Annotated in this window: 13 protein-coding genes; all 13 read left to right on the plus strand. The window is 34.5% G+C overall.

The genetic code is table 11. The annotated features are described in order from the left end of the window. Nucleotides 1–129: 129 nt before the first annotated feature. The 13 genes from ACVW2L_RS13870 (at nucleotide 130) to ACVW2L_RS13930 (ending at nucleotide 14,308) form a co-directional block, all read left to right on the plus strand. Complete coding sequence (locus ACVW2L_RS13870; protein ID WP_457128564.1) at nucleotides 130–1,656, plus strand: lipopolysaccharide biosynthesis protein; 1,527 nt, start codon at nucleotides 130–132, stop codon at nucleotides 1,654–1,656. After that, a complete protein-coding gene (locus ACVW2L_RS13875; protein WP_457128565.1) occupies nucleotides 1,653–2,243 on the plus strand; it encodes a hypothetical protein in 591 nt (196 codons plus the stop codon). Before ACVW2L_RS13870 ends, ACVW2L_RS13875 begins: the two co-directional genes overlap by 4 nt. Continuing rightward, nucleotides 2,240–3,130: a hypothetical protein gene (locus tag ACVW2L_RS13880; RefSeq protein ID WP_457128566.1), complete on the plus strand. Its 891-nt coding sequence runs from the start codon at nucleotides 2,240–2,242 to the stop codon at nucleotides 3,128–3,130. The genes ACVW2L_RS13875 and ACVW2L_RS13880 overlap by 4 nt, the downstream gene beginning before the upstream one ends. Before the next feature lie 67 nt (nucleotides 3,131–3,197). Then, nucleotides 3,198–4,289 carry a polysaccharide pyruvyl transferase family protein gene (locus ACVW2L_RS13885; RefSeq protein ID WP_457128567.1) on the plus strand — a complete coding sequence of 364 codons (1,092 nt, stop codon included), beginning with the start codon at nucleotides 3,198–3,200 and terminating at the stop codon, nucleotides 4,287–4,289. 1 nt (nucleotide 4,290) lies between these two features. Beyond that, nucleotides 4,291–5,316 (plus strand): glycosyltransferase, encoded by a 1,026-nt coding sequence (locus tag ACVW2L_RS13890; protein ID WP_457128568.1) that lies wholly within the window; start codon nucleotides 4,291–4,293, stop codon nucleotides 5,314–5,316. Nucleotides 5,317–5,484: 168 nt separating this feature from the next. Beyond that, nucleotides 5,485–7,038 (plus strand): MATE family efflux transporter, encoded by a 1,554-nt coding sequence (locus ACVW2L_RS13895; RefSeq protein ID WP_457128569.1) that lies wholly within the window; start codon nucleotides 5,485–5,487, stop codon nucleotides 7,036–7,038. A gap of 3 nt (nucleotides 7,039–7,041) precedes the next feature. Further along, a complete protein-coding gene (glf, locus tag ACVW2L_RS13900; protein ID WP_457128570.1) occupies nucleotides 7,042–8,160 on the plus strand; it encodes a UDP-galactopyranose mutase in 1,119 nt (372 codons plus the stop codon). Then, nucleotides 8,157–9,251, plus strand: coding sequence for an acyltransferase family protein (locus tag ACVW2L_RS13905; protein WP_457128571.1), 1,095 nt, complete (start codon nucleotides 8,157–8,159; stop codon nucleotides 9,249–9,251). Before glf ends, ACVW2L_RS13905 begins: the two co-directional genes overlap by 4 nt. Nucleotides 9,252–9,267: 16 nt before the next feature. Beyond that, the gene (locus tag ACVW2L_RS13910; RefSeq protein ID WP_457128572.1) at nucleotides 9,268–10,230 is read left to right on the plus strand and encodes a hypothetical protein; all 963 of its coding nucleotides are present in this window, start codon (nucleotides 9,268–9,270) and stop codon (nucleotides 10,228–10,230) included. Next, on the plus strand, nucleotides 10,227–11,249 hold the full coding sequence (locus tag ACVW2L_RS13915; protein WP_457128573.1) for a hypothetical protein: 1,023 nt from the start codon (nucleotides 10,227–10,229) through the stop codon (nucleotides 11,247–11,249). The genes ACVW2L_RS13910 and ACVW2L_RS13915 overlap by 4 nt, the downstream gene beginning before the upstream one ends. Continuing rightward, on the plus strand, nucleotides 11,236–12,246 hold the full coding sequence (locus tag ACVW2L_RS13920) for a hypothetical protein (protein WP_457128574.1): 1,011 nt from the start codon (nucleotides 11,236–11,238) through the stop codon (nucleotides 12,244–12,246). Before ACVW2L_RS13915 ends, ACVW2L_RS13920 begins: the two co-directional genes overlap by 14 nt. Before the next feature lie 99 nt (nucleotides 12,247–12,345). Continuing rightward, the gene (locus tag ACVW2L_RS13925; RefSeq protein WP_457128575.1) at nucleotides 12,346–12,900 is read left to right on the plus strand and encodes a CatB-related O-acetyltransferase; all 555 of its coding nucleotides are present in this window, start codon (nucleotides 12,346–12,348) and stop codon (nucleotides 12,898–12,900) included. Between the two features lies 1 nt (nucleotide 12,901). Beyond that, entirely contained in the window at nucleotides 12,902–14,308 is a 1,407-nt protein-coding gene (locus tag ACVW2L_RS13930) for a hypothetical protein (protein ID WP_457128576.1), read from the plus strand. Nucleotides 14,309–14,389: the final 81 nt, after the last annotated feature.

Here is a 14,389-nt window from a genome sequence, read left to right on the forward strand (position 1 = left end):
TAACTTTAAAGTTGCGACAATCCACTTGATATAAAATCAGGTACGTACGTCTGTGATCAAATTGGGTACATGTTTGTGAAAACATGTACCATGCCCCTAAAATAGTTGCATAGCCCTAAAAGGTAAAAAATGACGCAAACTTTGGGTACGGGTACTAAAACTATCGCTAAAAACACTTTAATGCTGTATTTTAGGATGTTACTGACTATGGGAGTTGCGTTATATACTTCGCGTGTTGTACTTAGTACGTTAGGAAATAAAGATTACGGCATTTACTCTGTTGTTGGCGGTGTTGTGGCGTTATTTGGATTTTTTAATGCCGCAATGTCTGCTGCCACATTGCGATTCCTATCTATTGATATTGGAAAAAACGATTGGGCCGGGTTAAAGAAAACGTTTAATTCCACGTTAATTATCCATATAGGCATAGCACTAATGCTATTATTAATTGGAGAAACGGCCGGCTTATGGCTTGTTAACAATAAACTGAATTTGCCCGACGGAAGATTGGGGGTTGCTAATTTTGTTTATCAGCTTTCTATTTTGGCAAGTGTTATTACTATAACTCAAGTACCATTTAATGCTTTAATAATTGCAAGAGAGCGAATGAATGTATTTGCACTTATTAGTATAGCAGAAGTAGTGCTAAAGTTATTGGTTGTTTATCTACTATTCATATCAACGTTTGATAAACTGAAAATTTATGCGGTGCTTACTTTGGCAGTAGTGCTAATTGAGTCAACCATCTATAAAGTATACTGCTTAAAAAAATTTGAAGAGTCAAAGTTTTCTGTTTACAAAGATAAAGTTCTTTACAAAACACTTATATCTTATTCAGGCTGGAGTTTGTTTGGCAATGCATCTGCAGTTGCCAGAACACAGGGAATTAATATTATATTGAATATTTTATTTGGCACCCTGATAAACGCTGCTTATGGTGTAATGGCGCAAGTTCAAAATGCCGTTTCGGGCTTTGTGCTTAACTTTCAAGTTGCGGTTAATCCGCAAATTTTTAAATTGCATGCGCAGGGCGAAAAGGAAGAAATGTTCAGAATAATGTTCTATACTTCTAAATTCAGCTTTTACATGATACTTGTTATTATGTGCCCAATAATATACAGCATAGATTTTATCTTAAAATTCTGGCTCCAGAATCCTCCCCCCTACAGCAGTATCTTTATTGTATACAACTTGATTTTTCTCAGCATAGATGTTATTTCCAATCCACTAATAATTGGTGTCTCTGCTACGGGGAAGATAAAATGGTATCAAATTATCATGGGCACGTTTGTTTGCCTCAATTTACCAGTTTCCTATTTTGTATTAAAACTATATCCACATCCACAAATGTTTTTGTACGTGCTGCTGGTTATTACTTTCTTGTCGTTGATAATGCGTTTGTTTTTTTTAAAGCACTTGTTGCAATTCCCGTCTATAAAATATGTTAAAGAGGTTTTGTTGCCTATTTTGATGGTAGGTGCATTTATGTTTTTATGCGTTTACTTAATAAATTTTGATGTTAAATCTTTTGTACAATTTATCATCTCGTCGACGCTGATAGTGTTTCTTTCTCTCTTGGGCATTTGGTTTTTAGGATTGAGGCCCATTGAAAAAAAATATATAATTGATGCAGTTAATAAAAATTTTCCTGTATGACGCTATTAAGGTACGGCTTAGAAGTATTGTTTTTACTCGCATTACTTTACTTCATTTTCATCAGAGCTAAGGCTTTTAACTTTTTAAAACCATTAGGCAGATTAAAATTAGCGGCTTTCATGTTGTTTATAGGCCTTTGGACATTTGTGCAAGTGGTAGACCGATGGCAATATCAATTCCCGGATAAAAAAATTGAATTTTTCCCGATAGCCAGATTTGCCATGTTTCAAAGTGGTTATAGGACCCGGTATATTTTTGTGCATGATTTTTTTTCTGAAAATAACGGTCGTCGTACAGACTATGTATTAGCCGACTTACTAAGAGGAGCGGGCGTTGAGACCCTAAGTACAAAAATGAATAGTGTTGTAATCCCTGCATTACAATCTGCTGATGAAAAAGAAAAAAACTGGGCAAAAAAAGAAGTACAAAAATACATTCGCTCTATTTACAATGTGCTTCAATATCAACAGAAACGACTGCCTGACAGTATTTCATTTGCTATAATTACTATAGATATGCAAAAGAATAGCTCTAATGCTATTACCAGAAATACTATTTTGAATTTAGCTAATCCGTTTTTGAGATGAATATAACTGCCCATAAAAACGCCAATGCCGTTACGCTTTCGTTTGCAAGAAAGTGGATTTTCGGGATATGGTTTATATGGTTCGCTACAGATAGCAGTTATGTATTAGCAAATGCAGAGTTTGGCATTTTTTTTAAACACGGTATCATGAAAATATTTTCCGATGATTTTTATCGTGCACTCGGCCCCGGCGTTCTGCTTTCATTGAAGTGTATAGTCCTTTATTTTATAACGTTCATTATTGCAGGCGTGGGTAAGTCAAAGTGGAATATTGCAATTGCCGCAATACTGATTACATTTTATATGGGATATATCAGAGGTTTTGGCAATCATGTCAATCATAGAGAATTAACTTTATTGTATTGCACCTATTTGCTGATTTTATTGCCTTGTTATGATACAATGCAAATTACCGGTAAGGGTAACAACATATACAGAGCATCCATGATTGCATTATCCGTTATTATTTTACTGGATTATACATTTATAGGCATTGCGCGGCTTTCGATAGGGTTTCCTGAAGTTTTTTATCCGGATGTTATGAAAAGCTGGTTGGTATATCATGCAATAAATCCAAGTAACTGGAGCTTTAATTTTGGGTTTTACGCGTTAGATCACCCATGGCTAAAATATATAATTGCGCCTATGCTGCCTATTTCAACTATTATAGAAATTTGCGCTCCATTAATTTTATTTTCAAGTAGTAAGGTCAGATTTTTCATATTAATCGCTTTATTTTTATTCCATTTGGGTATTTTTCTTCTGATGAATATTTCATTTTTTGAGAACATCTTATTGTTGCCATTACTGTTAGACTATACCCCGTTGGTAGAAAAGACAAAACATCGACTGTTATTTTTAGAGAAGAGACTGAAATTTCTTTCGTGAAACTACTATGCATTTTTTAATATTAATTAAGTGTTTGTGCAAAAGCGAAAATTTTTGAATTGTTAAGATGAAGGTTGGGATATTAACGTTACCGTTTAATAATAACTATGGTGGTTTGCTGCAATCTTATAGTTTACAAACTTTCCTTAAAAACAAAGGACATGATGTAATATTGATTCAAAGGTTAGAGAATAAGCCAAACCTTGGTATATCAACTAACTTAAGTCAATTTATTAAGATTGTAAAGCAATTTATTAAGGCTATTATTGGTAGAAAAGATATTTCTTATCACATGAGGCATTTCTTTGATAACCACATGACGTCTACCCCACCAATAACTAGTGACGCAGAATTCAGCGTTTTAGATGATTATAATTTGGACGCGGTAATTGTAGGGAGCGACCAGGTTTGGCGGTTTGAGTATACTGCGGACTTTTATAAGAACTACTTTCTTGATTTTATAAAAGTTAATCATATTAAAAAAATTGCCTACGCAGCATCATTTGGGGTTGACGAATGGTCTATATCACAAGAAAAAACGGATGCCATTAAAAAACTAATCAGCACCTTTGATCGCATTTCCGTTAGGGAAAGCAGCGGAGTAAACTTATGCAAAGGCAAATTAGAGGTAGACGCTACGTTGGTTCTTGATCCTGCGTTTTTGTTAAATAAAGAACAATACGTGAAACTTTACTCAGGAAAAAAAGGAGAAAATAATAAAGGAAAGCTTTTGGAATACTTTCTTGACAAAAACCCCTCTAAAGAGTTAATCCGCGATGAAATAACAACAACACTAAACCTTCAGAGTTTTAAGGTTGGGGTTAAAGAAACGTCTTTGGAGTTTTCATTAAAATTAAGAACTTATCCGCCCGTATGGCAGTGGTTGCAAGGATTTGATGACGCTGAATATGTGGTTACAGATTCCTATCATGGCTGTGTGTTTGCAATAATTTTTAATAAGCCCTTTATTGCCATAGGTAACGCCAGCCGCGGATTAACAAGGTTTGAATCAGTACTCGCATTGCTTGGCTTAAAAGATAGGTTGATCGTTAACAAACTTCCTGAAAATATATTAAGGCATAACATTGATTACGAAAAGGTAAATAAAATTGTAAATGAATACCGCTTATCTGCGGAGGCTTTTTTAGAGCTAAATTAAAATGAGGTATTTTGTAGTTCAGGACTGGGAAACAACAAAAGCTAATCATGCAGGGATGGCCCATTTATGCAAAAGCATTAAAAAACTTGACCCCGAAAACGTAAAGATTATAGTTGTTCCTCATATTGTATTTAACAAAGGGGGTAGACTTGGTAAAGATTTACAAAATCTTCTATACTCGTTCATTTCAATATATGTTGCAATTAGGATTAAAAAAAACGATAAGCTCTTTTTAATGGAATATTTTTCTGAGTATGTTGAGCAGTACAGAATTTCAAAAATGTGCAGAAGGCTTAGCAAGAAAATTAGAATTTACGCGCTTGCACATCATACTCCAGAAGAACTTGATCTTCTTTTTCCAAACGATAAAGAGATTTGCAAACAGACACAGGTTCTTGATAAGCTATTAACATTAGGAAGTTCATTAACCGCTTATTTTATTAAACGTGGTGTAAGCCCCGAAAAAATGGTTACTACTTTTCATTATGTTGATGTTGACTATTATAACAGCAATAACATAAAAACGCAACAAATAATCACCAGGTTAAACGCTATAATAATTGGTAATGTAAAAAGAAATTATCATTTGCTTTATGAAGTATTTGTCAATACCCCTGGCGTACATTTTACATTTTGTATTAGTAAACAAACAATATCAGACGAGTTCAGAAAACTAAAAAATGTAAGCATTGTGGGCTATGTGTCTGAAGACAAACTAAAAAGCCTCATGGCAGAGGCTGATGTATCCCTCAATGTACTTTATTACACTGTAGGCAGCAATGCTATAACCACTTCAATGGCAATGGGTCTTGTGGTGGTTGCCAATGATGTAGGCTCAATACGCGATTATTGTAATGAAGACAATTCAATTTTATGCGATAATGATAGTGCCAGCTTCAGTAAAGCATTAAATTATTTACAAAAAAACACGGATGTTTTAATTAGCAAAAAAACGGCGGCAGTAAAAGCTGCTCAAACGTTGTCCATTGAAAATTTTTATCAATCAATTATCGCCATCAATGATTAATCATAATATTTTTAGGAATAAAAAATGATTATCATATAAAAACAGCTTTTGTTGTATGAAAATCGTATTTTACACCTTTTAAAAGTAAGCTCGGCCGAAAGGCTTAAATTTTGTTTTTAAGACTGCTATACCTGTGCATAAATTAATAATCTCGAACAATCAAACTAAATGAGTACCGCCAACAGGGTTATAAAAAACACCGGCTTTTTGTACACCAAAATGTGCATAACGATGTTTATCTCACTATATATCACCCGTTTAGTACTCAATGCGCTGGGAGAAAAAGATTTTGGTGTTTTTAATGTTGTTGGCGGAGCCATTGCCATGCTTGGGTTTTTGAATGCTGCAATGGCGGGTGCTACCCAAAGATTTATGAGTTTCTCCGAAGGAGAAGGCGACAAGGAAAAGCAGAAGAAAATATTTAACATTAGCGTAGTGCTTCACTTTTTTATTGCCTTATTGTTAGGTGTTGGTTTATTGATTGCAGGATATTTCTTTTTCAACGGGTTGTTGAATATTGATGCCAACAGGTTAGGTGCTGCCAAAGTAGTTTATGGTAGCCTGATTGTAAGCACCATGTTTACAGTAATGACCGTACCTTATGACGCAGTGCTTAATGCCCGCGAGAACATGAAGTATTATGCTATTGTAGGGATTATTGAATCTGTATTAAAACTGGGTGTAGCATTGTCGGTAGTTTATCTTGCCGGCGATAAACTGGTTATTTACGGAGTAATGATGGCAGGAATACCGTTAGTTATTATGGCCATTATGCGGATATACTGCCACCGAAAATACGAGGAGTGTGTAGTTGCGCCCCGAAAGTATTGGGATAAAAAACTGATGAAAGAAATGAGGAGTTTTGCCGCGTGGAACTTGTTAGGTAGTATGTCTGGCGTATTATCGCAGTCAGGAACAGGGATATTAATTAATATATTCCACGGAACGATTGCAAACGCCTCTCAAGGTATAGCCAATCAGGTGTCTGGTCAGCTTGGAGTACTGGGTTCAAGTATTAAAAAGGCTATAACACCCATTATTGCAAAAAGTGCTGGAGCTGATAATCATGAACTAATGGTGAAGACCACCGTTTTAGGCACCAAAATAATTTTATTTGTAGTGACTTTTATGTTTTTGGCATTTATGATTGAAATGCCATTTATTTTAAAATTATGGTTAAAAAAACCACCACAATATGCTCAAATATTTTGCTGGCTATTATTGTTGACTAATTTTATTAATGATCTGGTTTTATTTTTACCCCAAGCTATTGCAGCAATAGGTAAAATTAAACCGTTTCAAATGGCAAATTCAGTTTTTCTATTTCTTCCATTACTTATTTCTTACATAGCATATAGCTTTGGTGCGCAAGCATATGTAATTTATGCAATAACTGCAGGAGTTAGTCTCATACAAAATTTTCTGGTAATGTACTATGCCGATAAGCTTTGCAATATATCCTTTAGCGGATATTTTTGGAATGTTATTGTGCGTTGTACGCTGGCATTTGGCATAGTGCTGGTAAGCGGTTATATTTTAATTCATTTTTTACAAGAAGGCTTTTTTAGGCTCTGTTTAACTGCTGTGTTTACAGTGGCTTTTTATACAGTGAGTTTTTATTTCATCGGTTTAAATTCTGAAGAAAAAAAGAACATTCGGGTAATATTGGCACAATTCGTTTCCAAGTTAAATTTTAATAAGAGAACACTGAAATTTTTATAGATAATGTACAAGAAAAAATTTTTAGTTATCGGCTCCGGATTTTCGGGCGCTGTAATTGCAGAACAATTAAGCAAGGACGCAGAAAACAACATTGTTGTAATTGATGAGCGAAGCCATATTGGTGGCAACTGCTACACAGAACGAGATGCAGAAACCAACGTAATGATCCATAAATACGGGCCTCACATTTTTAATACAGATAATTTGGAGGTATGGAATTATATTCAACAGTTTTGTGAAATGATGCCGTTTGTAAACCGGGTAAAATCGGTATACAAAGGCAAGGTATATTCTATGCCTATTAACCTGCATACTATTAATCAGTTTTTTAATAAAACCTTAAACCCTAAAGAGGCGAAACTTTTTATAGCATCTATTGCCAGTAAGAACATAGAAGAACCTCAAAATTTTGAGGAGCAGGCAATGAAGTTTATCGGCGAAGATTTATATAAAGCATTTTTTTACGGCTATACAAAAAAACAATGGGGTTGCGAGCCTACTGAACTGCCGGCAGGTATCCTTAAGCGCTTGCCTGTAAGGTTTAATTACGATGACAATTATTATGCTAATCCTTACCAGGGAATTCCGAAAGACGGGTATACTGGTATTTTTGAGAAAATGCTTTCCGCCCCAAATATTACGGTACATTTGAATACCAAATTCGATACCATGTGGGATGTATCTGAGTATGACCACGTGTTTTATTCCGGCCCTATAGATGCCTATTTTAATTATCGACACGGCAGACTATCCTATAGAACAGTTTATTTTGAAAAAGGTGTTGCTGACGGGGATTACCAGGGAAATCCGGTTATTAACTATGCCGATCCTGAAGTGCCCTATACAAGGGTGCATGAGCATAAACATTTTACGCCTTGGGAGCAGCATAATAAAACAACATATTTTAAAGAATACAGCAAAGAAACCAGCGAACAAGATGTGCCTTACTATCCTAAAAGATTAAAGGACGACATGGAAAAACTTGCTCTGTACCAGGAGGAAGCAAAACAATTAGAACATGTTTCTTTTATTGGCCGCCTTGCTACTTATAGATATATGGATATGCACCACGTAATTGCTGAAGCATTACAGATATCTGCAGCACAAAAAATGAGAAAATGAGAAATGACAGAAAGATTAATTCTATACAATATTTAAGAGCAATTGCTGCAATTTTAGTAGTATATCACCATTGCTTGAAATTTATTGGACATGGAAGTTCGTCTCAGACATCATTTTATTACTTAAAACAATTTGGGGCAATTGGGGTTGACATATTTTTTGTTATCTCCGGTTTTATAATTGCATATGTATCTATGCACCTTAATGGCGTTGATGATGCTGTAAGGTTCCTAAAAAAACGATTCGTTCGTATCAACCCTACTTATTACGTTGCAAGTATAATTGCTTTAATTTTGAGGTTTATTTCAAAACCCAATACATTTGTTCCGGTTGATGAATTGTTGATGACGCTAACAATTGTTCCTGTCTTTGTAACGGAAGCGGTTACATGGAAGCCAATTTTATACGTGGGATGGACATTAGCATATGAATGGTTATTTTATATGGTATTCGCAGTTTTAATAGCAACTTCAGTAAATAAAAAAGGACTTTTGCTGGTATCGATATTTGTTGTCACAACAATTGTCGGACTCGTTTTCCCGATCAATAACAGCCAATATAATTTCATTGCCAATCCTTTAGCATTAGAATTCTGTTTAGGCGTTTTAATTGCATTAATTTTATCAAACAAACAAACAACACTAAGAGCAACGTCTTATATTTCGTCAATCATTATCGGCCTTGTATGGTATGTAATCATCATCTTAACCGGCCGGGGTTACAATGATTTCAATCATCCCACAAGTATTAATCTTATTAGTTATCTCACTCGCTTTTTATTATGGGGGTTACCAAGTGCATCTATTGTTTTCGGAATTATTTTTTTAGAACAAAACGGCGGAGTGAAATTTAATAACAAAATAATGCTACTACTTGGAGATGCATCTTTCTCTATATACTTGATACACACACTTTTTATAAGTTTTGTAAATAAATTTATTGATCATTTAAAATTCATTCCATTGGATTTTTTAATTATATTTTCGGTAATATCAGCAACCATAGCTGGCGTTGTTTACTATAAGCTAATAGAATCCCCTATGCTGCGATGGTTCAATTCATTGCTACTAAAAAGAACAAAAAAAGTTTAATTTTAAAACGAGCGAAATGACAACCTGCCTTATTTATGGACAAAATGGCCTTGATTTAGATGTTGCATTAAATTTGCAAGCCTTTTACAAAAAGTTGGGTTATTGGACAGTTTTCTCTGAAAAGTTATTTGATGCCAACCTGTTAGTAATATTGAGAGCAGTAGATAAACCTATTGAAGCCGACACTACTAATTTTGAACAGATACACGTTTATGATTATGGAGGATGGGGTTATGATGAATGTATTCGCTCCCTTGATTATGCAAAAACATATATTTTTACCACTGCACCACAACACAAACAGCATATTGCTAATAAACTTGCTTTCCCTGATGATCATATTTATATAGCTTTTCCTCCCGTAGAAACTTCGTTATGGGTAGAAAAAGTTCAACTAAAAAAATATGATTTCGTGCACATTGGCAATTTTAAAAAGATAGATGACAGTGATGCCGTTCGCGAGAAATTTAATGCTGCTGTTAAAGCGCTGAATGCGGATATTTGGGGAATGAATTGGCAATTAGAAGACAAAAACAAGTACCATGGCAAATCAGGTCTTTTTGATGTATCTAAAATATATGCCCGATCCAAATATGCGTTAGGTTTGATGTATCCTTTTCAAAGAGGGGTAACTTTTTCTGGACGGTTTTGGCACGCTCCTTTAAATGGTTGTTATTTAATTTCCGAAAAGAGCCTTTATTCAGCAGATATTCCGGGTGTTATTGAAACCGATTATAGTGTAGAAGATATAACAAATAGCGTGAAGAACGCTGATGTTCCTGACATTTTAAGCAAAAAGGCATTGCAATATTGGGATTTGAAAAATAGGGATCTACAAGCAATAATTATTGAAAATAAGCCTATTCAAATTCGGAAAAATTTATTACCTTTTTATTTTATTAAGGTGTCAATAAAAAATACTTTGAGGTTGTATTACCAAAAATATGAGTTGTTTAAATTTTTGGGGAGTGCAAAGTGATAGATGAGAAAATGAAATATACAATAGAAAAAATAGAGCGTAAACTGTGGGAAAAAATTGTTTCCAGATTTAAACAAACCCCGGTTTACCCTTATATTTATAAATCTTATTGGCATTATTTATTTTCTAAAAAAAAGGTTGCTGAAACAGGTAATACCTTGTATTTTACAGCACGTCCTAATCGTGGTGCAGGCATAGGTCATCAGCTGGCCAACTGGATATCGGGATATTGGTGGGCCAAACAGTTTGACCTAAAATTTGCTCATCTGCCTTTTTCCCCAAAAAAGTGGGAAAACTTTTTTGCATTTGGATCTAAGGAAAAGTCGGTAGATGAACTTTTAAAAGATGGATACAAAGTAAGGCGTATCCCGCTTTTTAATGAAGATGAGCCAAACGAAATAGAATTTATTAGAAAAATAATAGCAACCCATAACGGCACCAAAACTGTAATCCTTTGTGAACAGGATCAACACTACAGAGGTCAGTATGGGGTAATGGCCGATATACAGAATAAGTTTTACAAAGCTGACGCACGAAAAAAGGAGCAAGTAACCTTTTTAAAAGACTGCTACAACGTTGCCATTCACGTACGCAGAGGTGATATATTGGCTGACCTGAGCAGCCCGGGGATGGCTAAAAGATACCTGGATAACGAGTATTTTGTTAGAGTGTTAAAAAAAGTTTTAACTGGCATTAATACAGTTAAGCCAATACATGTCTATTTTTTTTCTCAAGGCAAAATGGAAGATTTTAAAGAGTTCCATGCTATACCTAATATACATTGGTGTTTAGATATGGATGTAGAAAATTCTTTTTTGCATTTTATTTATGCAGATGTTTTAATTACCAGTAAAAGTTCATTTTCCTATAAACCGGCTCTTCTTAATAAAAGTGGAATAAAGGTATGCCCGGAAAACTTCTGGCATGACTATCCTAAAACAGATGATTTCATTCTGGTAAACGATGAAGGAAATTTTGATATTGAAAAATTAAAAAACTATAATAATGAAAGAAAATAATAATGAATATTCGTTTTCCCAAAAAGCATTATTGGGATTAAGAAAGGTTTATTCAAAACTTTTCAAACCTGTTGTAAATAATTTACCGAATTACGAAATGAACCCAGACAAGGCTTCAGATATCATGTATGATCTGCTGGTTGCCGACGGGCCTTGTATGATAACCAGATTTGGGGCAACTGAAATTTCAGCTCTTGTAAATTATTTAGGTGTTAAGGGAATTACAGAAAAAAATATCTGGAAATTTATTAATGGAGAAGCACCTGAATGGTGGTGGAATGAAAGTTTAAGACAGCAAATGAAGAATTGGTCTGGCTTTTATCCACCTACAAATGATAACCTGATAAAATTTGGAGATTTAATGATGGATGGCATTAAATCAATAGACGTTTTAGGTTCATGGCAGCCTACTGAAAATAAATTTCTTCATTATTTTCCTAAAGCAAAATTAATAAACTTTGTCTATTTAGATCCGTATTGGTCTGAAAAACCATGGACCAGAGCACTTGAGGGAAAGAAAGTATTAGTGGTGCATCCATTTGCTGATTTAATTAAAGAGCAATATGATACGAATAGGGCCAAACTATTTAAAAACAAGGCAACTTTACCTGTTTTTGACTTGCAGGTTATTACAGCAGTTCAATCCATCGGCGGTACTGATGATTTTAAAGACTGGTTTGAAGCGCTGGAGTATCTGAAGGCGGAAATTAACAAGCGTGATTATGACATTTGCTTAATTGGAGCAGGGGCTTACGGGCTACCATTGGCAGCGCATGTAAAACACGGCGGTAAAAAAGCTGTACATATTGGTGGAACGTTGCAATTATTGTTTGGAGTTTGGGGCAACAGATGGGATAACCCAGGATACGCTTCACCTAAATCGCAATTAGGAAGAACCGGGGCATATTTAGAATTAAAAAATGAGTATTGGGTAAGCCCCGGTGCTAATTTCAGACCTGCTAACTACATACAGGTGGAAAATGGTTGTTACTGGTAATAGTTTATTATGAAGTGGAAAATATTAAGGATTTTAGTGTCTCCTTTGGGGTTAATAATTGGTGTAATAAAACTGGTTAACCTACACTCGCGAGACATAATGAATAAGCTTAAATATGACGGTGCTAAAATTACCGATGGGTGCTCTTTTAGTGCAGATAGTAAAGTAGGAAAAGGTTCAATAATAGAAAAATCTGTAATAAACCATTCTAATATTGGGTGTTACACAATGGTTCATATGGATACCCGAATTGAACATGCAAATATCGGCAACTATTGTTCTATTGCTCACGATGTTTTAATTGGATTGGGAGAGCATCCGCTCGATAACTTTTCAACCAGTAGTTTTTTTTACAACTCAAAGGTTGTTGTAACTGAAGACGGGTTTCAAAGATTTAAGCAAATTAATATCGGGCATGATGTGTGGATAGGCGCCGGGGTGATAGTATTAAACGGCATTACAATTGGAAATGGTGCTGTAGTTGCTGCTGGATCTGTTGTTACAAAAGATATTCCGGAATATGCAATTGTTGCAGGTGTTCCAGCAAGAATTTTAAAATATAGAGACACTTCTTTTTTCAATAACTTGATTGCGGAAAAATGGTGGAATCTGTCGCCTGATTTAGTAAACGCATTACCTCTAAGTAAAATATAATATGTTTTTAACTGATAATGTATTTTTAATACTTTTATTGTTAACAATTATTCCTATAATATATCCGCTACGAAAATTTCTTAAGCGTAAGGATATAAATATCTTTGATGTTCTTTTAATCTTCAGTACCTTATTCTATTCATTAACTCCAATTAAAACCCTATATATTGATTTGCCTGAGCTCCAAAGTGAATATATACATGATTATTATACGCCGTTTATAATTCTGTGTTTTCACCTTTTAATTTTGGTGATAGATGTTTTTTTTACCAATAAATATAGCGGTAAATACTCGGCATTAAATATTAGTACATATATACGGTATTGGGATAGCAGGGTAGCGGTTAAGCCTATTTATATACCGGCTATTTTTATCCTGTTTGTTTTATTTAGTGTTCCACTTACAAATTACAGTGGAATGACTGAAGATAGCATGGACTCAAACATAACTGCAGGGTTTGGTGGTGGTAATGTTAGCTTTTTAGAGCGCACTGAATTAATATTTGTTTACAGTGTTTATCCGGTTCTAATATTACTGAATTACAAATATATTTTAGATAATAAGCATAAAAAGACATTTAAATACAAAGCGATATCCTATATTTCCTTAACTATTGGTGTCATATGTGCTTTCCTGGCAACTAAATCAACGTTTCTTAATCTATTCTTTTTTATTGCCCATTACTATTATACTGTTTACAAACATTCGCTTAAAAGAAAACATTTTGTGCGTATGTTTATTATTGTTCTGATATTTTTTGCGTTTGTGCTTCCAATGTCTCAAACATTCAGGCTTGTAAAGAAAAATCTGGCCGCCAGGTCTCAGGTAGAGTCTTTCAGTCAGGTTGTGCTTGCAACTATCAATATGGATAGCTTCATGAAATCAGAAATAGAAGCTCAGCTACACGTATATAACAAACGAACATTAGGGCTTTACACCGCTTTGCATTGGGCATGTACGCGCTCATTTAGAGGCAACGGGGAGTTAACTTTCATGATATTCCAATATTTAGTCCCACAAAATCTAAAAATTAGTGAGGCTAATATTTTAGGAGATACTTACCAAGGCAAAGGAGCTGACATTGGCGAAAGTGTATTGACGTGGTATGTAGCTGATTGGGATTGGATCGGCGTAATTGCCGCCATACTTCACTTTGTTCTTATGTTTTTTATATGGAAATACTTTTGCAATGTTTTTAGATTTATTTTTAAGGATAACAAGATCGAGTTTTTGCTGGTTTATTTTTATTTCTCGATGGTTGTTAATCTTGAGGTAAATCCATACCCCTATATACATGGATTTTATTCACAATTTTTGATTGTCGTAGCGACTTTTAATATAATATTTAAAATTGCAGATCTGATTGGCGGTTTCAAAAACACTTCATTAAACGCAAACGCAACGTGAATTGATTTGATGGCAATAGTATGTTGTTGGTAGTAAATAAGTTTTTTCATGTTTTATATATTTGAATATAAGTTACTTGTT

This window comes from Mucilaginibacter sp. HD30 (assembly GCF_054061755.1).